This is a genomic window from Colwellia maritima (assembly GCF_022669015.1).
In the GTDB taxonomy this organism is placed as follows: domain Bacteria; phylum Pseudomonadota; class Gammaproteobacteria; order Enterobacterales; family Alteromonadaceae; genus Colwellia; species Colwellia maritima.
On record NZ_JAKKSL010000001.1, the window covers coordinates 209,835 to 229,213 of the forward strand.

The 19,379-nt window shown below is 38.3% G+C and carries 16 protein-coding genes, 1 tRNA gene and 1 pseudogene; 8 read left to right on the forward strand and 10 right to left on the reverse strand.

From position 1 onward, the window contains the following. Positions 1-2: 2 nt before the first annotated feature. The 5 genes from prsK to L3081_RS01080 are packed head-to-tail and all read right to left on the reverse strand — an operon-like array spanning position 3 to position 5,891. Positions 3-917, reverse strand: a complete 915-nt coding sequence (prsK, locus tag L3081_RS01065; RefSeq protein ID WP_338027232.1) for an XrtA/PEP-CTERM system histidine kinase PrsK — start codon at positions 915-917, stop codon at positions 3-5. Further along, a complete protein-coding gene (locus L3081_RS01070; protein WP_242282836.1) occupies positions 830-2,041 on the reverse strand; it encodes a hypothetical protein in 1,212 nt (403 codons plus the stop codon). The genes prsK and L3081_RS01070 overlap by 88 nt, the downstream gene beginning before the upstream one ends. Positions 2,042-2,044: 3 nt before the next feature. Beyond that, the gene (locus tag L3081_RS26070) at positions 2,045-3,613 is read right to left on the reverse strand and encodes an efflux RND transporter permease subunit (RefSeq protein WP_274620261.1); all 1,569 of its coding nucleotides are present in this window, start codon (positions 3,611-3,613) and stop codon (positions 2,045-2,047) included. A 5-nt stretch (positions 3,614-3,618) separates the two neighbouring features. Beyond that, the gene (locus L3081_RS26075; protein ID WP_274620262.1) at positions 3,619-5,115 is read right to left on the reverse strand and encodes an efflux RND transporter permease subunit; all 1,497 of its coding nucleotides are present in this window, start codon (positions 5,113-5,115) and stop codon (positions 3,619-3,621) included. 5 nt (positions 5,116-5,120) lie between these two features. After that, the gene (locus tag L3081_RS01080) at positions 5,121-5,891 is read right to left on the reverse strand and encodes an efflux RND transporter periplasmic adaptor subunit (RefSeq protein ID WP_476728544.1); all 771 of its coding nucleotides are present in this window, start codon (positions 5,889-5,891) and stop codon (positions 5,121-5,123) included. 609 nt (positions 5,892-6,500) lie between these two features. Between L3081_RS01080 and L3081_RS01085 the strand changes: the two genes are divergently transcribed. Beyond that, positions 6,501-6,576, forward strand: a tRNA-Arg gene (locus L3081_RS01085). Between the two features lie 255 nt (positions 6,577-6,831). Here L3081_RS01085 and L3081_RS01090 read toward each other — a convergent pair. The 5 genes from L3081_RS01090 to L3081_RS01110 are packed head-to-tail and all read right to left on the reverse strand — an operon-like array spanning position 6,832 to position 11,080. Continuing rightward, complete coding sequence (locus L3081_RS01090; RefSeq protein ID WP_242282837.1) at positions 6,832-7,719, reverse strand: response regulator transcription factor; 888 nt, start codon at positions 7,717-7,719, stop codon at positions 6,832-6,834. After that, positions 7,709-8,830, reverse strand: a complete 1,122-nt coding sequence (locus L3081_RS01095) for an ATP-binding protein (RefSeq protein WP_242282839.1) — start codon at positions 8,828-8,830, stop codon at positions 7,709-7,711. Before L3081_RS01095 ends, L3081_RS01090 begins: the two co-directional genes overlap by 11 nt. 22 nt (positions 8,831-8,852) lie before the next feature. Continuing rightward, positions 8,853-9,197 carry a sensor histidine kinase gene (locus L3081_RS01100; protein ID WP_242282841.1) on the reverse strand — a complete coding sequence of 115 codons (345 nt, stop codon included), beginning with the start codon at positions 9,195-9,197 and terminating at the stop codon, positions 8,853-8,855. Beyond that, on the reverse strand, positions 9,160-9,603 hold the full coding sequence (locus L3081_RS01105) for a hypothetical protein (protein ID WP_242282842.1): 444 nt from the start codon (positions 9,601-9,603) through the stop codon (positions 9,160-9,162). The genes L3081_RS01100 and L3081_RS01105 overlap by 38 nt, the downstream gene beginning before the upstream one ends. A gap of 40 nt (positions 9,604-9,643) precedes the next feature. Next, positions 9,644-11,080, reverse strand: a complete 1,437-nt coding sequence (locus L3081_RS01110; protein ID WP_242282844.1) for a purine-cytosine permease family protein — start codon at positions 11,078-11,080, stop codon at positions 9,644-9,646. A 320-nt stretch (positions 11,081-11,400) separates the two neighbouring features. Here L3081_RS01110 and L3081_RS01115 point away from each other — a divergent pair, with 320 nt between their 5' ends. The 7 genes and pseudogenes from L3081_RS01115 (at position 11,401) to L3081_RS01145 (ending at position 19,369) form a co-directional block, all read left to right on the forward strand. Then, positions 11,401-12,390 carry an outer membrane beta-barrel protein gene (locus L3081_RS01115; RefSeq protein ID WP_242282846.1) on the forward strand — a complete coding sequence of 330 codons (990 nt, stop codon included), beginning with the start codon at positions 11,401-11,403 and terminating at the stop codon, positions 12,388-12,390. 93 nt (positions 12,391-12,483) lie between these two features. Further along, entirely contained in the window at positions 12,484-13,767 is a 1,284-nt protein-coding gene (urtA, locus tag L3081_RS01120) for an urea ABC transporter substrate-binding protein (protein WP_242282848.1), read from the forward strand. Between the two features lie 233 nt (positions 13,768-14,000). Further along, positions 14,001-15,671 carry an urea ABC transporter permease subunit UrtB gene (urtB, locus tag L3081_RS01125; RefSeq protein WP_242282850.1) on the forward strand — a complete coding sequence of 557 codons (1,671 nt, stop codon included), beginning with the start codon at positions 14,001-14,003 and terminating at the stop codon, positions 15,669-15,671. Positions 15,672-15,683: 12 nt separating this feature from the next. Beyond that, positions 15,684-16,852, forward strand: a pseudogene (gene urtC / locus L3081_RS01130) (urea ABC transporter permease subunit UrtC). After that, the gene (gene urtD / locus L3081_RS01135) at positions 16,849-17,661 is read left to right on the forward strand and encodes an urea ABC transporter ATP-binding protein UrtD (protein ID WP_242282852.1); all 813 of its coding nucleotides are present in this window, start codon (positions 16,849-16,851) and stop codon (positions 17,659-17,661) included. Before urtC ends, urtD begins: the two are co-directional and overlap by 4 nt. A gap of 67 nt (positions 17,662-17,728) precedes the next feature. Continuing rightward, positions 17,729-18,424 carry an urea ABC transporter ATP-binding subunit UrtE gene (gene urtE / locus L3081_RS01140; protein ID WP_242282853.1) on the forward strand — a complete coding sequence of 232 codons (696 nt, stop codon included), beginning with the start codon at positions 17,729-17,731 and terminating at the stop codon, positions 18,422-18,424. A gap of 39 nt (positions 18,425-18,463) precedes the next feature. Further along, positions 18,464-19,369, forward strand: a complete 906-nt coding sequence (locus L3081_RS01145; protein WP_242282854.1) for an urease accessory protein UreD — start codon at positions 18,464-18,466, stop codon at positions 19,367-19,369. Positions 19,370-19,379 lie beyond the last annotated feature (10 nt).

The window sequence follows — 19,379 nt, forward strand, 5'->3', positions numbered from 1 at the left end:
CTTTATTCACTACGTTTTATTGGCAAACTGATCCGCATTGTTGTGCCTTGTCCTTCAACACTTTCAACGGTTAAACTGCCGGCTAAACTTTCAAAAAATTGCTTTGCTTCAAATACACCAATGCCCATCCCTGCATTACCTTTTGTTGTATCAAACGGTTTAAAAAGCCGATGTTTAATAAAGCTTTCAGACATACCGCAACCATTATCACTCACGGCAATATGAATACTATCGCTTAGCTGTTCTAGAGAAACTTCTACCCAACCCTCATCAGAGGTTGCTTCTTGAGCATTTTGAATTAAGTGATTCATCACCGAAAAAAAACGCTCATCATCAATAGTCGCCAAACATTTTTCATTCTTTTTAATAATAACTTGAGGTTGCATTACATTGCGCTGAGCTATAACTCGTTCAATAATATCATCAAGATCAACGCTTTTACTAGTCGATTGCGCTACCTGCTTATTTCTTAACTGTGTTAATACTTTCCCCAGTCGCTCTGTCGCTGACTCTACCGTCTCAAAAACATCATCAATAAATTCTGGATTGTTTCTATGTTGCGTCGCATTGGAGGTTATTAACGCTAATTGTGCTTGAACATTTTTTAAATCATGCACTAAAAAGGCAGACATTTGGTTGAATGCATCAAATTGTTTAGCTTCAGCAAGCTTATCGTTGACTTCGTTTAGCGAGATGAGATTGCCTAATTGCTGAGATATAGCAAACAGTAAATCCCGGTCTTCCCAATTCAGTTTATTATCTTCATCACTATTTGACAGAATAAAAAACCCGTAAAACGCCTTACCTATAAAGATAGGTACCAAAATATTCACCCCAATGGCTTGCCATATTTTGGTATTAATAAATAATCCTGGGTAAGAAATTGGATCTTCGTCATAATCATTAATATCGATAATCCACCTTGGTTTTTGGTAAAATGTTCCAGTAAAATCAGATCATTATTGAACGATTCGTCTAACTTAACACCTTCACTATGCCTGACCAGAAACCGATTATTTCCCTCTGCTTTTAATAATACGCCACCCGTTGCGCCAACTTTTGACATCATTATTTGTAAAGACATTTGACAATAATTATCCGCATTTGCCGTTTCAATTTTCTCAATAAGCTCAAGCCACTCTTCACGGTATTCATATTTGTTAGCGAAAAAATGTTTTGATATAAAAACTTTCACCTGACGGCGCACCGCTTCGGTCATTAGCAAAACAGCAAGCACGATTACGCCGAGTATAAAAAAACCAAAACTAACTAAATTGCCCCACTTGCCGCCGAAATAATTAATTAAATAACCGGCGATGGCCATTAACAATAAGTACACGCCGCCGATCATTAGCATTGAGCTATAAAAAACGACATTTCGTGATACAAATATTCGTACAGCACCTTCTTTAAAGCGACGAATACTGATCAATAACAACGGTACGGCTAAGGCTGCCAAATAGCCTCTAACATACCAAAAATTAAATTCTACACCGCCAACCATGGCTGCTTGGGCGTAAAGTACAAAATCAAATACAGCAATACTGCCTAAAGCAATCACCAAGGGTGTTATCGATTTTCGTGCCTCAGTATTACTACCACGATAAATTTGTTCGAGAAAAACCAAACTGATTAAATTAAATAAAACAAAGAGTAAGAATAAATATTCAAAAGAAAAATTAACTGTATAGCTTGCTGTCCAACAAACAATAACGGAGCCACACCAAAAAAGTAGATATTTACCGACGGTCTTATTTTTTAAAATATCTTTAATGGTATTTTTTTCAACATTAAAGCTAAGTATTAATACGGAAAATGCAGCAATTTTACCCATATCGGCTAACATCGCCCACTGCAAAGAAAAGCCAATACTAATTTGTAATGCCGCAACGACATTAGCGACAACCGCCATTAAAGCACTAAACAGCACCAACTTGGCAATACTCGATTCATTATGAGCCGCAAGAACAAGTAGTGAGAAAAGAATATAGGCAATACTACCAAAGCTATAACCCCAAATACCGACAGTATACATTTCCATAGCTTAATTCTTTATATCCTGTTCTGCGTGAATTTTGTCATCCGTGCGTGTTAATAGTTCTGTTAACACTGGTACCAATAAAAAGCTTGAAATGGCAGAAACACACAGCCCTGAAATAAGCACAACACCCAGTGGTTGCCACAACCCACCACCGTACAAGGTCAATGGAATTAATCCACCAATGGTGGTTAATGTTGTTAATAATATGGGTGTAAAGCGAGTTGCACTGGCTTTAAGTACCGAGGCTTGTTTCGTTAACCCTTCAGCTAAGTTTCGATTAGCACTATCAATTAAAATAATGGCGTTATTGACCACAATACCAAATAAACTAATAAGCCCAATAAAGGCCATCATTGAAAATGAAAGCCCGGTAAGATATAAACCTATCACAGACCCTGCCATGGCAAACGGAATTGAACTAAAGATTATCAGTGGCTGTAAAAAAGACTTAAACTGCAAGACTAGCACCGAAAAAATCCCAATGGCCGTTATTAGCATAATTTGTGTTAAGCCAGAAAAAGATTCTTGCCTAGACTCTTCCTCCCCACCTAAGGTGTAATACATCCCCATTGGTAAATCATAATTTTCAAGAAATTGTACAAATTCTTGCGTCAACGATTGAATTGAATAACCTGATGCGGCATCGGCAGATACTTTTGCCATACGCAGTTTTTGATGATGAAAATAATCCGTCTGCCCTTTTGTTAGCTGCGCATTGACAACTTGCATTAAGGGTATTTGCTGCCCAGTAGCACTGGTAATATAAACATCTGACAACGTATTTATGTCTGCATTTTTATGGCGCACAACAATAGGATAATTCTCACCATTCGAGTCATTAAAACGCCCAACATACGTACCCGTTAAAATAGCCTGAAGTGTATTGTCGAGTGTGTTAATGTCAATATTTGATAAGCCTGCCTTATCATAGTCAATTTGTAAACTAAGCTCAGTATTAGCAACACCAATTGGATTATCAATATTAATAACCCCTTTTGTTTCGGCCATTTTGGCAGCCAAATCATTAGCAACACGCTCTAAATCCTCTAAAGATTCAGAAATTAACCGAATAGCAATAGGTTGATCCGTAACCGGACCTTGGGTGAATTCTTTTACGGTGATTTTAGCCTGTTGCCAATGATCAAATTCATTTCTCAAATTATCGACTAATTTTTCCATTTCAACAGGATCAAACGTCTTTAACACTACCAACACTTGTCCATACCTAGCAACACCGCGTTTAGGAATTTCATTGTAATATATACGCGGATTAGAATTTCCTACGTTTAAGGCGACTTTATCAATAAGTGATTGTTTTTCGATATAGAGTGTCATTTGTTGCATTATGTTATTTGTATAACTTAACGCTGAATTTGGCGGTGCTTCTACATCAATCAAAATCATTGGTTTTTCTGCTTTGGGAAATAAGCTCAAACCCACTTGAGAAAAAAGTGACAACATTAGTAATAAACTCACCAACGCGACGGCAATCACCCTTACCTTCCACTTGAATAATTTTTGTAGCCAGTTAGCATAATTATTTTCGGCAAAATGATTAATGTAATGCTGCAACGTTCTCATTTTTCTGGTTGTATTGACTTTACTTGATTGGGCTGAAAAAACTTCTTGGCCATTAAAGGCGTAACCGTTAAAGCAATCAGTAATGAAGCTAACAATACCAATACTACCGTCACCGGCATAGAACGAATAAAATCACCTGTATCACTTAACAGCATTAGCATAGGTAAAAAGGCCAACATAGTGGTAATAGTACCACTGGCAATGGCCCGACCAACCTTACTTGTGCCTGCAGCAGCAGCTTCAGCAAGTGATTTATAGTTTTTTCTCTCTCGGTGAATACTTTCGGTGACAACAATGGCATTGTCCACTAATAGCCCTAACGCAATGATGAGCCCAACAATTGACATTTGCTGTAAGCCAAAACCGGCAAAATCTAACCAACCAATGGCAACAAGAAAAGAGAGTGGAATGGCAATCATGACAACGATAGCCTCTCGCACACCTAAAAATAGTAGTGATAGTACCCCAACTAACACTAGCCCTTGCCAAAGGTTGCTGAAAAAGCCATTTACTCGGTTTTCAACGCTCGTTGCTTGCTCAAATAACACATCCATTTTTATCGATGAAGGTATGGTTTGTTTAAATGACGCTATTTCGTCTTGAATAGCGTTAGTTAATGAAAATATATTTGTATTTATCCGCTGTTCAACCGTAATAAAAATCACGGGTTTTTTATCATAATAGGCTAAATAGCTCGCTTCCTGACTGCTAAAGCCAACCTGTGCTATATCTTTTAGTCGTAAAATAAAGTCGTCATTAGAAACGATAATGGTCTCTTCAAGTACTTTAATTTCTTCAAAATTACCGGTTTTCACATTAAAGCGGCGTGTTTTAGTATCAACAAATCCTGGGGTTATATTAAGGGCTCTACCTTGAAGTATTTGCATCACTTGTGTGGTCGACACTTGATACTGCAACAGTAGGTCTAAATTAAGATCAACAGCAACAACTTGCTGAGGATATCCCCAAATATCTGCTTTTTTAACACTTTCTATCGTTTCCAAGCGCTTCTCTAACAACTTTGCATAAAACTCCATTTGTTTGTAATCAGTTGGCTCTGTCCATAGTGCAAGTTGAACGATAGCAACAGACGTAGGAGTAGCTTTTAACACTAATAAGTCTTGTACACCTGCAGGTAAGGTCGGTTTTACAGAAGAAACGGCAAGTTGTATTTTATTAAAGGCAAGCTCAGGATCGGATCCATAGTGAAATTTTATTTCAATACGAGCACCATCATTTTTTATTTGCGACTCTACTTTTTTGATATTCTCAATATCAGCAAATTCTTCTTCGAGTGGGTCAACAACTAAGGTTTCAATATCAGTCGGCGATGCACCAGGATAAATTACCTCGATTAAGGTAATAGGAATATCAAATTGTGGATCTTCACTACGTGGCATATGAAAATATGAAACAATGCCAACAAGCACAAGCAATACAACAACAGTAAGAGTAAATTGTGCATTTTTAATCGCTAAACTAGGTAACTTCATTATCGTTACTTCTTAGTAGAAATAAGCGGTAGCTTATTCCACCCCTGAGTTATCACATCTAAGGTTACTGCGTTATCTTGTGCCAACAAATAAATAAAGTCATTATCTAGTTTAAAAATAGTAAACGCTTGTTGTACAGGCTTATTATTATGTTCGATAGTAATCAAGGCTTTTCCTTGTTCATCTATTGCATTTAAGGCCTCAATTGGCAAACGATAAACTAAGTTGTCAGTTTGTGAGTGAATAAGAATACGCGCTAATTGGCCAACAATGAACGGTTTGGTAATTTGATTTTCTTCCAATGAAATTTCAATGTTAAACAAATGATTTTGACTGTCAGCAATAGCAGGTATTTTACTTATTTTCCCATCCACCACTCCTAAATAGGCTAAATGTACTTCTACTTTTTGATTTAAGTGCACTAAGGATATCTCTTCTCCTGTTAGTGACACACGAACAATTAAATTACCCGTTAATGAGGCTACCTGTAATGCGGTAGAGCCAGGGGTTTGTAACTCACCTAAATCCGTATATCGCTGAACAACCACACCCTCAAAAGGTGAAAATAGTTGAGCTTTTTCTAAATTATAATTGGCAACTCTATAGTTAGCTCGGGTTGTTTCTACTGAGGTAATGGCATCATCTAAGTCTCGCTGTGAGCTTAACTTTTTTTTCATTAACGTTTTTACTCGCTCTATATTGCGCTTTGCCTGAAGTAAGCGGGAATAGGCCGCATTTTTTTCTGCTTCTAACTCCGAAATATCTAAAGCAGCCAATAACTGATTCTCTTTAAAAATTTCACCTTCATCAACATATAATTGCGTTAAAAAACCAAACAGTTTTAAATGAGAGATTTACAACACGAGCAAAATCAACCTTTCCGGTTCGCTGTATTACTTGAGTATAAGGCTCCGTGTCAACTTGTGTTAATTGATAACCTTCATTAGGCGCACTCTGCACTGATGTTATACAACAAAAAAACAGTATGGAACTAATATATCTAACCTGGCTTGAGGTTAATAATCGGTGTAGTGATAAATAAAGCAAGTGTAATGTCATCATAATAAAAACGTCAATATTCAATAAAGTATTGAAAGTATAACTACTACTTTAGGCACTTTTTAACATAAAGTACATTACTATTACAGGCTTACATTACGCAGACATGCCCAGACTTATGTAAATCGATAATTATTCACACACACCGCTAGACAAATACCTGTATAAGCTATAGTATTTCCGCGCTAATCTTAAGCCACCCGTAGCTCAGTGGATAGAGCGCAGCCCTTTAAGCCCAAACTTCTTGAAGGGAAGCGGCAAAAAAAGATAAATAAACACTTTAATAAATTATACTATTTTATTAGTACTGACATGCTAAAAGTTATCCGCCACTAGCTCAGTGGATAGAGCGCAGCCCTCCGGAGGCTGAGGTCAGAGGTTCGAATCCTCTGTGGCGGGCCACCTATTTATATATTTATTTCTCCCAATATTAATTAACCTCAGCTCGGCTTAATAAATCTTTCTATAGTGGTTATTTTCACTTACTTCTTCGTTAAATTCACTTGCAATAGACCGCCTATTGACGCGTAAATTTTCCTTGAATTAAGCAAAACTATCTCACTATAGTAAACAAAGAAAAATTAATTATTAATTTACAATAAGTTAAAAGCTTCTTAAACCGTGTTAAGGTTAACTAGCTACATCCTCTATACCTCATTAAGACTCTAAAATGCGTATAGAAATAGCGGCGGCTGAAGTTCTATTATCAACACCTAGTTTTCGAAATATTTGCTCTAAATGTTTATTTACCGTTCTGGGGCTCATTGCCAAAATTTGAGATATTTCCCAACTTGTTTTGCCATAAGACACCCAAAATAACACTTCAGATTCTCTTTTGGTGATGGGTAAATGTGTTTTTAAATCTTCAGCACTTTTGGCTTGTTTATATTCCTTAATATGCAATAAATGCATGTTTTTTTGCGCGTGTTCATAACCAATTTCAACGGGATCATTAAAACATTTTACCCGTAAGTTAATTGACGTATCATCTTTTAACCAATCTTGAAGATACGTAGAAAGTGTTGCCCAAGGGCTTTTATCATCACCTGCTGTTTCTTCTATTAAGGCGTGCACATGCGGTGTTGCCCAAGAAAGTCGTCCTTCATTGTTCACACAAAAAACATTATTACCAACATGGTCTAATGCATCTTGTGCACTTAACGCAAGCTTTGCTGTTTGTACATGGGTTTTAATGCGCGCAATAACTTCATCAGGTGATATGGGCTTAGTGACATAGTCAATACCGCCCGCCTCAAAGCCTTTGACAATATCCTCAACATCCGTTAGCCCAGTCATAAAAATAATAGGGGTATTGGGTAGTAAATCTTTCAAGCGTCGACACGTTTCAAAACCATCCATTTCTGGCATCACGGCATCTAACAAAATAACATCGGGCTGAACCTTATCACAAATAGCCAAGGCTTGAATGCCATTTAAAGCAACTAAGGCCGTAAAACCTTGTGTATTTAATGCAACATTTAACATGCCTAATGATTCAGGTGAATCATCAACGACAAGTACCACATCACTAATTTTATTGTTCATGGTTTATCTCATCTAAATACTTGATAATGGCGGGGAAATTACAAAACTCAAGATATTCTGCTAATTGTGATTGTACTTCAACCGGAAATTGATACGTTTCTTTTAACTCAGCAAGCTTATCTTTAAAGCCCGACAAATAGCCTATTTCAGCTAATGCCATTAAGGCTTGATACTCATCAGTTTTTGCAAAAGGTTTTGATAAATCCGTATTATCTTCTGCTGTTTCATCGATTTGTTGAATGTTTTGATATTGCCATGTGAGCTCTAATAAATGCCCTATTTTGCCTAGCAAGGTATCAAAACTTACTGGCTTGGCGACATAATCATTATGGTAACCTTCGGCTTGTAAATTGAACTCTGCATCACGCGCGTTAGCCGACACCATGATAACTGGCATTAAATAACGTTGCTCCCGTATTTGTTGTACCATTTGCCAACCGTTTACGTCTGGCATACGTACATCAAGTAAAATTAAATCGACATGATTGTCGCTAAGTAAAGTAAAACCTTGATGAGCATCTTGCGCAGTTAATACAGTGAAACCTAATGGCGTTAATAAATAATCCATTAATCGACGTTGGTCATCATCATCGTCAACCACCAAAATAGTTTGTGGCGTACCGACATAACCAACTGCTTTAGTTTTAGCGTATTCAGGTTCATTTAGCTCGCGCTGTATTGCCGATAGCATTAAACGAAACTTAAACGTAGAGCCTTGCCCTAAAACACTCGACAACGTAATTTCGCCCCCCATTAATTCAGCTAAAGAACGAGAGATAGTTAAACCTAAACCAGTACCGCCAATAGCTTGAGTATGCGCATTCCGCACTTGCTCAAACGGTTTAAAAATCAATTCTTGGTTATCTTGAGAAATACCGGCTCCCGTATCAATAACGCTAAAATGGGCGACTTGGTTACGGTAATTAAGCTCAAAGGTAACCGAGCCATGTTCAGTATATTTAATCGCATTTGAAATTAGGTTAATCAATATCTGTCTAAAACGCTGTTTATCCGTGGCAACAAAGTCAGGTATCAAACCTTTTGTAATATAATGAAATTTAATGCCCTTATGGCTAGCCTGCATTTGAAACATATCAACAAGCTGCTGCATAATGGCTTTTAAATTAAATTCATCACGTTGTAACGTTACCCGCCTTGACTTCTATTTTTGATATCTCCAATAAACCTTCAATTAAATCCGCTAAATGTTCGCCATTACGCTTTACTATGCCTAACGTTTCTCTATGTCTTGTGGGTAATTCTTGATCTTGACTAAGTAATTGCGCATAACCGAGTAACACATTGAGCGGTGTTCTTAATTCATGGCTCAAACCCGCCAAGTAACGACTTTTTGCCTCATTCGCAGCCTCAGCAACGTCTTTTGCATTTTTTAATGCTAACGAAGTTTTTTCATGGGCAGTAAACTCATCGGCTAGTGCCTTAGTTTGAAAACGTAATTCTCGCAACGCCAAAGACATTGCCATTACGGGCTAGAACAAATAGCCAACTCACCACACCAATAATAATTACTAATAAAAAGAATATCTTAATTAGAGTAATAGCAAAAACACGACGTATCTCATCACTTTCCATCGGCAACTGCATGTATATAAGAAAAAGAATACAAGCGCTAATACAGCTCAAGGCAAATGTTACCGCAATAAAGTGCATTAATGGCGTTGATATTTTTCGAAGAAACTCATCACTAACAAAGCGCCTGCAAAATTGACGTGACTGCTTAGATAAGGTGGCATCGGTTCGACATTGGTCACCACAACGAACATCTAAGCTACAACAAAGTGAACAGATTGCATTTCCGTATCTTGGGCAAGCAGTCATATCTTCTTTATCAAAAGTATTTTCACAAATATGACATTTTGTCATTTCGGTGATTTCAATTCTGTTGGCATCAATTAAATAAAACTTACCTTTTGTTAACCGGACCGATAAGCGGTACCGTAATAAAAGGCAAACCACAGGCAAGAAAAGATGCTAGAGCCTGTAGTGTTTCACCATACCGACCAAAATGTGCGGTAAAACCTACCAAAGAAGCAATAAACATAGAGCCAACACCAACGGGGTTGATATCGTATAAATGTGAGCGTTTAAATTCAATGTGTTTAGGACTAATCCCAAGCGGTTTATTAATAATTAAATCAGCGACCACTGAACTTAACCAAGCAAGCACAATCACTGAATACACAGACAGCATGCTTTCAATCGTTTGATAAATACCTAGCTCCATTAACAATAAAGCAATGGCAACATTAAACACCATCCAAACTACACGCCCAGGATGAGTATGAGTGACTCGAGAAAAGAAATTAGACCAAGCTAATGATCCTGCATAAGCATTCGCTACATTAATTTTCAATTGTGAAATAACCACAAAAACACATGAAAAAACAACCACCAGATCAGCATTATCAAAAACGTAGCCATAGGCTAATTGATACATATGAGCGGGATCATCCGCTAAGTCAGCCGATATACCTTGCTCTAATGCTAAATAAGCTAAAAAAGAACCTAAAAAAAGTTTAAGGGCACCAAAAATAATCCAACCAGGACCCGCAACAACTAACGCACACCACCAACGCCACTTTTGTTTTTTAGGCTTTTCAGGTAAAAATCTTAAAAAATCAACTTGTTCACCTATTTGCGCAACTAAAGAAAGTAACACTGCCGAAGCAGCACCAAATAATAATAGATTAAAAGAACCACCCTCTTCTCCTGCTTTGCCAGTAAAACTAAGCCACTCTTGTAATTGGCTATCTTCATGAGTAAACACAAAAAATAGCGGTAAACACTGCAACACAATCCAGATAGGTTGCGTCCACACCTGAAATCGACTGATATACGCAATACCATGAGTCACCAAGGGGATCACAACAACAGCGCTAATAACATAACCAATACTGAGCGGCAAACCAAAAAGTATTTGTAAAGCCATTGACATAATAGCCGCTTCAAGCGCAAAAAATATAAAAGTAAAAGACGCATAGATTAGGGAGACGATAGAGGAACCGATATAACCAAAACCGCCACGACTGAGCAAATCAATATCTACTCCATATTTAGCGGCATAGTAGCTAATAGGTAACCCTGTTAAAAACACGACAAAGATCACGGCCAAAATGGCCCAAGCGGAATTAACAAAACCATAGTTAAGCGTAACTGCTCCGCCAATGGCTTCCAAAACAAGAAACGAAACAATACCTAAAGCGGTACTAGCAATACGACTTAATGACCACAGTCTTGCCCTTCTTGCGGTAAAACGTAAGGCAAAATCTTCCATCATTTCATTAGCCGCAAACTTATTATAAGTTCGGCGAGTCGATAATATTTTTTGGTTTGAATGCATTAATATGGCTTATCGTTTATCTGGCTTATATTGTCGATAACAGCCTAATTTTAGGCTAGTTTAGGCAACTAAAATCAAACATGAACCAATCACGAAGAAGTCGTTTTAATAGAGCCACCTTTCCCTAACCTCATATTACAGAACAAAAAAGCCAAATGATATGCGTATATATACGTAGGTCATTGCGCGCTTTTGCGAATATCAACTCTGGACATAAACCTTGATACTAGACCCAGTCCAAAAAATAGCACTGTGTTTAAACCGTTACTCATAAAACGGATAACAACACCTAACACTAAAAAGAACAAGGGATACGCAAAATGAAATTACCAACCACATTAACACCGATAGCAGCAACCTTGCTGCTTTCTTTAGGTTCAATGTCAGTTGCTAACGCTACTGATGATACCGGCTTATTTGACAAGTTAAGCGTTACCGGCTTTATTGACATGTCTTATTACTCGCTTGATATCGATGGAGGAGACTCAAGCACGACTTCTGGCCTTGACCAAGCCGAGATAGATATATCTTATGACTTTGGCAATAAATTAACCGCACATGTTGATATTGAATATCAAAACTCCTCAGAAGGTGTAGATCTTGAGCAAGCCTATATTAATTATAGCTTTACCGAGAGCTTCAGTGTTAAAGCAGGTCGTTTTTTAAGTTATTCAGGTTTTGAAGCAGAAGAGCCTACTGGTTTATACCAATATTCGGGTACTGGTTATGCTAAATACTTCTACGGTTACTATCAACAAGGTGTTTCAGGTATGTATAGCAGCGACAAATTTGCTGTTGCCGTATCCTTAGTCAATGCATTAGCAGGACCGCAAGCAACCGACGCTGAATCGCCGGCCATTGAAACTATGCTTGCTTTTATGCCCACGGACGAAATCACCCTTAAAGCATTTTATTCAATGGATGAATTAGCAACAGGTGAAGATACCACCGTAATCAATACTTGGGCTAGCTACGCAAAAGGTCCATTAACGTTGGGGATTGAATACAGTATGTCTGAAAACACACAAGCCTCTTATAACATTGCCGGTACTGATTCAGAAGCAACAGGTTACTTAGCCATGGTTAACTACGCATTTACTGACAAAATAGGTTTAACACTTCGTTATAACTCGTGGGATGTAGAAAGTGCGGATGGAACGACGGTAGAAGAATCATCAGGTATCACTATCTCGCCTAGTTACGCAGTGAATGACAATCTATTAATGGTGTTTGAATACCGTATGGATTCTAACGAAGGCTTCGGTACCGATGCTAACTCAATGGCTGTTGAAGCACTAGTAACGTTCTAATTACCCATTAAAAGTTTTTTTAAGGCGGTGCGTGCTTACCTCTCTTGAGTGCGCGCCTCTTAAAAACCAAGTACATAATTCAAGGATATTAAAATGAAATTTAAAAAATTATTAATTGCCGGTTCAATTGTAGCAAGTGGTTTAATCGCTAACGTTGCTATAGCAGCAGACACCATCAAAGTGGGTGTACTACATTCATTATCAGGCACAATGGCTATTTCTGAGACCACATTAAAAGATACCGTTTTAATGATGATTGCCGAACAAAATAAAGCGGGTGGCATTCTAGGTAAACAAATTGAACCTGTGGTAGTTGACCCTGCCTCTAACTGGCCATTATTTGCTGAGAAAACACGTGAACTTTTAGCAAAAGAAAAAGTAGATGTTATTTTCGGTTGTTGGACATCAGTTTCTCGTAAGTCCGCATTGCCAGTACTTGAAGAATTAAACGGTTTATTATTCTACCCGGTTCAATATGAAGGTGAAGAATCATCTAAAAACGTATTTTATACAGGTGCTGCGCCAAACCAACAAGCAATCCCTGCTGTTGATTACTTAATGGAAGATATCGGTGCGACACGTTGGGTGTTAGCAGGTACAGATTATGTTTACCCTCGTACAACCAACAAAATCTTAAAAGCCTATTTAAAATCTAAAGGCGTTAAAGATGCTGACATTATGGTGAACTACACACCATTTGGTCATTCCGATTGGCAAGGTATTGTTTCAGACATTAAAAAGTTTGGCTCTGCAGGTAAGAAAACAGCCGTAGTTTCAACGATTAATGGTGACGCCAACATTCCTTTCTACAAAGAGTTAGGTAACCAAGGTATTTCTGCTGAAGATATTCCAGTAGTTGCCTTCTCGGTAGGTGAAGAAGAACTTTCAGGTTTTGATACTAAACCATTGGTAGGTCATTTAGCGGCTTGGAACTACTTTCAAAGTGTAGAGTCTGACGAAAACGAAGCCTTTATCGCTAGTTGGAAAAAGTACATCGGTGATGACAAACGTGTAACAAACGATCCAATGGAAGCAACTTACCTTGGTTTCAAAATGTGGGTAAAAGCGGTTGAGAAAGCGGGCACTACTGATGTAGATGCTGTTGAACAAGCACTTATCGGTATTGCCGTACCTAACTTAACTGGCGGTATTGCAGTAATGAACCCTAACCATCACTTATCTAAACCAGTGCTTATTGGCGAAATACAAGAAGATGGTCAATTTGAAGTGGTTTCACAAACCCCAGATACCGTTATTGGCGATGCATGGTCAGATTTTTTACCAAGTTCACAAAACCTAATCTCAGATTGGACAGCGCCAGTAAAATGCGGCAACTTCGATGTGAAAACAGCTAAGTGTTCTGGTCAAAACTTCTAAGTTTACCCATTCTCTATGGCCATTTTCCACCTAGTTTAATGGCCGCTGATTTATATCGACATGGGAGTTAAGCGTATTGTTTACTCCCCTATACTCAAAGCAATTTTGCCTAGAAAACAAATAGCTAAGAATGTTTTGAGTATATTTTATTATTTTGTTCAACTCCCCAAATGTGTTCTGTTATGACTGCTACAACGATTAAACAACCACATTATTTATATAAGGAAAACGCAATGATGCGACTAATGTTTTTGTTGATCAGTTGTTTAATATCCTGGCAAACCCTAGCAAACAGCCAAGCTATTACCCCTGACGCTGCATCTGCGATTAACGATAAATCAACAGTACTAACTACGTTAGTACAAAAGCTCCCTAAAACGAGCCTACGAAAGCTTCCTCCTTTAGTGAAAGAAATTGCCAAAACCGCAACTGATGCTAACGCCGAAAAAACCCGTGATATATTGCAATATATGATGGATGGTGAGCTTTATTATCTCAAAGCTGATAAACACATTGTTCGTGCGATAATGACTGATGATAAACAATACGCACTGACTGATATCTTAACAAATAAAACTTTTGACCCCGTTAAAAAGTCAAAAATTAAAAAGATAAAAACCAACAACCGATTACGTGGCACCATCCGCGGATATTTAGCGCAAATCGATTTAACCTCAAACAGTGCTGATACACGTATGGCAGCGGTTAAACAAATTCTATCTAAACCTTCAACAGACGCTTTAGCGGCAATTGCAGTGAGTATTCCAAAAGAAAAAGATGAAGATGTATTAGATTTGATGAAAGCGGCTTTATACACAGAGCAACTTAACAACGGTACCTATGAAGAGAAACTAGCCGCGATTACAGAGCTTGAAAATTCACTGCAACCGGTCGTGTTAAACGCGATGACACAATTACTCAACAGCTTACCGGCAACCGGTAAAACTACAGAACAAAAAACACTAGCCGCTAAATTAACCAAAACAATTAATGCCATTGACGATAGGCGTGACATTTTTGGTTACCTTGAAACAGTATTTTTTGGTTTAAGCTTAGGTTCAGTATTTTTACTCGCTGCAATTGGTTTAACCATTACTTTTGGTGTGATGGGCGTTATTAATATGGCACATGGCGAAATGATCATGTTGGGTGCTTATACGACTTATGTAATTCAGTTAGCTTTTCCTCATTTAATTGAGTATTCCTTACTTATTGCCGTACCTGCTGCTTTTCTTGTGTCAGGCATTGTTGGTATTTTAATTGAACGTCTTGTTATTCGTCATTTAAAAGGTAGACCACTCGAAACCTTATTAGCAACTTTTGGTATTTCATTAATTCTACAACAACTAGTGCGTACTGTGTTCTCACCCTTAAACCGTCAGGTACAAGCGCCAGAATGGATGACAGGTTCATTACAAATTAACCCTGTGTTTGCCTTAACGTATAACCGTTTATATATTTTATTATTTTCATTAATGGTGTTCTTCGCCCTAATGATGATCTTAAAAAAAACCTCGTTAGGTTTACATGTACGTGCGGTATCTCAAGATCGTGAAATGGCTAGAGCCTTAAGTGTAAAAAGTGACTGGGTAGACGCTATTACCTTTGGTTTAGGTTCAGGTGTTGCAGGTATTGCGGGTGTGGTATTAAGTCAATTAACTAACGTGGGCCCTAACTTAGGTCAGGCTTACATTATCGACTCCTTCTTGGTGGTCGTATTTGGTGGTGTAGGTAACTTATGGGGAACACTCGTTGCAGCAATGTCATTAGGAACCATTAATAAATTTTTAGAGCCGGTAACGGGTTCAGTGTTAGCCAATATTATCGTGTTAGTCGGATTAGTGTTGTTTATTCAAAAACGACCTAAAGGCTTATTCCCTCAAAAAGGCCGTTCGGCAGACTAATAGGTATTTATTATGCAATTATCTTCGTTTATTCAAAATACAGTTCACAAACTTAGCCACCTTCATATTGTCGTTGGCACCTTATTCATCGCAACCCTATACGTTACTGTGTGTAATTTATTTTTCTCTGAAGGTTCATTTCTTCACGTAAGTAACTATACAGTAAGCTTATTTGGAAAATACTTATGTTACGCCCTACTCGCTTTAGCCGTCGATTTGGTTTGGGGTTATTGCGGTATTTTAAGTCTTGGTCACGGCGCATTTTTCACTTTAGGTGGTTATGCCATGGGTATGTATTTGATGCGTCAAATTGGTGACCGTGGGGTTTACGGCAACCCTGACCTGCCAGATTTCATGGTGTTTTTAAACTGGACTGAATTACCCTGGTTTTGGGCGGTTCAAGTAGTATCTGGTGGATGGTTGCTATGGTATTTATTGGCCCGGGTTTACTCGCTTACATTTTTGGTATGATGGCTTTCCGCTCACGAGTCAGTGGCGTTTATCTATCAATTATGACGCAAGCAATGACTTACGCCTTAATGCTCGCATTCTTCAGAAATGAAATGGGTTTTGGTGGTAATAATGGCTTAACTGATTTTAAAGAAATCGCAGGCTTTTCTTTACAAGAACCACACACCAAACTTGTCTTATTTATTTTAACTGCTATCGCATTAGCCATTGGTTATTACATCAGTAACTACATAGTAAAATCTAAAATGGGTCGTGTTATTACCGCTACCCGTGATGCTGAAAGCCGCGTACGATTTGTTGGTTACAAACCTGAAAACTACAAGGTATGGATATTTGTAGTATCGGCTATGTTAGCGGGTGTTGCAGGTGCTTTGTATGTACCACAAGTAGGTATTATTAATCCTGGCGAATTCTCACCATTAAACTCTATTGAAATGGTTATTTGGGTAGCCATTGGTGGCCGCTGTACTTTATACGGCGCAATTATTGGCGCTATTGTTGTTAGTTACGCTAAAACACGTTTCACTGCCATTATGCCTGAAGCTTGGTTATTTGGTTTAGGTGGTTTATTTGTATTGGTTACCTTGTATTTACCTAAAGGAATTGCGGGGTTATTACCTAACGTATTTGATAAATTTTCAGTATTCAAAAGCGACACAGATAAAGACACTGAACAAAAAGATGTTGCTGACGCGGAGGTGAAGTCATGATTGTCGATAAAACAGGTTCGCCATTAACCGCAACCGAAAACATAAAACCCGACACGCGTCATGGCGTTATTCTTTACGCTGAAAATGTCAGTGTTAGTTTCGATGGGTTTAAAGCCTTAAACGATTTAAATTTATATATTAACGACGGTGAATTGCGTTGTTTGATTGGAGCTAACGGCGCAGGTAAAACAACCTTAATGGATGTGATTACTGGAAAAATTCGTCCTGATACGGGCAAAGTAAACTTTGGCCAACAAATTGATTTACTGCAATTAGATGAGTCTGAAATTGCCCGTGCCGGCATTGGCCGTAAATTTCAAAAACCTACCGTATTTGAAGCGTTAACGGTTTTTGAAAATATTGAGCTCAGCCTTGCCGGTGATAAAGGCATTATGACCTCGCTATTTAATAAGTTATCTGGTGAAGACAACGACCGTATTGGCGAAATTCTTGAGACCATAGGTCTGTTAGAAGAAGCCTATTATCCTGCAGGTCGTTTGTCTCACGGACAAAAACAATGGTTAGAAATTGGCATGTTGTTAGCCGCTAAACCACGAGTGTTATTGGTTGATGAGCCTGTAGCCGGTATGACAGGACAAGAAACTGAACGTACTGCTGAGCTATTAACCTCATTAGTCGGTGAACATTCTGTGGTGGTTGTTGAGCACGACATGGCGTTCGTCCGCTCAATTGCTAAAAAGGTTACTGTTTTACATCAAGGCTCGGTCTTGGCTGAAGGCACTATGAATGAAATTCAATCAAACCCTGAAGTTATTCGAGTATACCTAGGGGAAGATGTGGCTAGTTAAACTACCCAAAACAACTAATCCTGGCGAGCAGCAAAGCAGATAAACGCAGTAGCAAAGAGTAAAAATTATGATTGAATTAAAAAATGTAAATCAAAAATATGGCGGTACGCAAATCCTTTGGGATTTAGATTTAAATATCAAAAAAGGCTCGCGTACCTGTATTATGGGACGTAATGGTGTCGGTAAAACCACCTTATTAAAAACTATTATGGGCATGTTACCTATTAGCTCTGGGTCGTTAATTATTAATGATAAAGATTGCGTTAAAGCCTCAGTAGAGGCGCGTCCTGAGTTAGGTATAGGTTATGTACCTCAAGGTCGTCATATTTTCCCGCAATTAACCGTGGAAGAAAATCTAAAAATCAGCCTGAACTGTAAACGTCAAACCAGTAAAACGATTCCTGAGCATATTTATGAATTGTTTCCGGTACTAAAAGAAATGCTACATCGTCGAGGTGGCGATTTATCAGGCGGTCAGCAGCAGCAACTTGCAATTGGTAGAGCTTTGGTGCTTAATCCGAACATACTTATTTTAGATGAACCTAATGAAGGTATTCAGCCAAACATTGTTCAGCTTATTCGTGATGTATTGCTTAAACTTAACAAAGAACACGGCATGACCATCGTACTGGTTGAACAAAAATTACCGTTTGCTAGAGCCGTTGGCCAAGAATTTCATTTAATGGAAAAAGGTTCAGTAATCGCATCAGGCCCTATGGCAGAATTAACCGACGAATTAGTTGGTATGTATCTGGCGGTTTAATTAACAAACAACGGATGAATTTAAGGTAAAACCGTAATAATGATACAAAGCACAACAGCCGTGGTTAATAGCAGACAATGGGTCGCTAATTTAACCCTCGATTTCAGTTTTAACAGCTTAGGTACCCAGTTACGTCGCACCAGACGTAATGGGCCACTTACCGTACAAAAAGCGTTCTATCCTGAAGGGCAAGACTGTGCTCATATCTATTTATTACATCCGCCTGCCGGCATTGTCTCTGGTGACGAATTACACGTCGAAATCAATCTGGCTGACAACGCTCATACCTTAATAACAACACCTGGCGCTAACCGTTTTTATCGGGCTCGCGAAGATGCCAACATAGGTATTTCTAAACAAGTACAAGTGACGACATTAAACGTTAATAATGGCGCAAAATGTGAAAACTTTCCGCAAGAAACCATTATTTATAACGGCGCAGACGGCTTTAATACTGTTGATATCCACTTAACTGAGCAAAGCGTCTATTTAGGTTGGGATATTACTTGTATGGGTTTACCTAGCTCAAACGAGTTGTTTACCTTGGGACAATACACTCAACTAAACCGTGTGTTTATTGATAACACCCTGATCTACCATGATCGCATTGCCATCTCGGCAAGCAATAACTTATTGCATCATCCTGCAGGTTTAGCCGGCAATAGCGTTTTTGCTACTTTCCTTATTTATGCACCACAACAACTAAATCACAACCAAGACCAAAGCCCAAGTAGTAAAATTGTTGTGGCAAACATGCGTGCTATTATTAATGAACAACAAGCGCAACAACATATTAGTATTACCGATATTGATGGTCTATTAGTTATACGGTACATAGGTCATCAAGCGCAGCAATGTAAAAAATTATTCCTGTTATTATGGCAAGTACTCAGGCCATTAACTGTAGACAAAAAGGCAACACAGCCGCGTATTTGGTATACCTAATATAGCTACA

Coding starts and splice junctions, on each gene's coding strand:
- L3081_RS01115 (WP_242282846.1), top strand. CDS start 11,401: ATGAAATTACCAACCACATTAACACCGATAGCAGCAACCTTGCTGCTT.
- urtB (WP_242282850.1), top strand. CDS start 14,001: ATGATGCGACTAATGTTTTTGTTGATCAGTTGTTTAATATCCTGGCAA.
- L3081_RS01110 (WP_242282844.1), bottom strand. CDS start 11,080: ATGCATTCAAACCAAAAAATATTATCGACTCGCCGAACTTATAATAAG.
- L3081_RS26075 (WP_274620262.1), bottom strand. CDS start 5,115: ATGAAGTTACCTAGTTTAGCGATTAAAAATGCACAATTTACTCTTACT.
- L3081_RS01095 (WP_242282839.1), bottom strand. CDS start 8,830: ATGCAGCAGCTTGTTGATATGTTTCAAATGCAGGCTAGCCATAAGGGC.
- L3081_RS01070 (WP_242282836.1), bottom strand. CDS start 2,041: ATGGAAATGTATACTGTCGGTATTTGGGGTTATAGCTTTGGTAGTATT.
- L3081_RS01100 (WP_242282841.1), bottom strand. CDS start 9,197: ATGTCTTTGGCGTTGCGAGAATTACGTTTTCAAACTAAGGCACTAGCC.
- urtA (WP_242282848.1), top strand. CDS start 12,484: ATGAAATTTAAAAAATTATTAATTGCCGGTTCAATTGTAGCAAGTGGT.
- L3081_RS01090 (WP_242282837.1), bottom strand. CDS start 7,719: ATGAACAATAAAATTAGTGATGTGGTACTTGTCGTTGATGATTCACCT.
- L3081_RS01145 (WP_242282854.1), top strand. CDS start 18,464: ATGATACAAAGCACAACAGCCGTGGTTAATAGCAGACAATGGGTCGCT.
- urtD (WP_242282852.1), top strand. CDS start 16,849: ATGATTGTCGATAAAACAGGTTCGCCATTAACCGCAACCGAAAACATA.
- urtE (WP_242282853.1), top strand. CDS start 17,729: ATGATTGAATTAAAAAATGTAAATCAAAAATATGGCGGTACGCAAATC.
- L3081_RS01105 (WP_242282842.1), bottom strand. CDS start 9,603: ATGACAAAATGTCATATTTGTGAAAATACTTTTGATAAAGAAGATATG.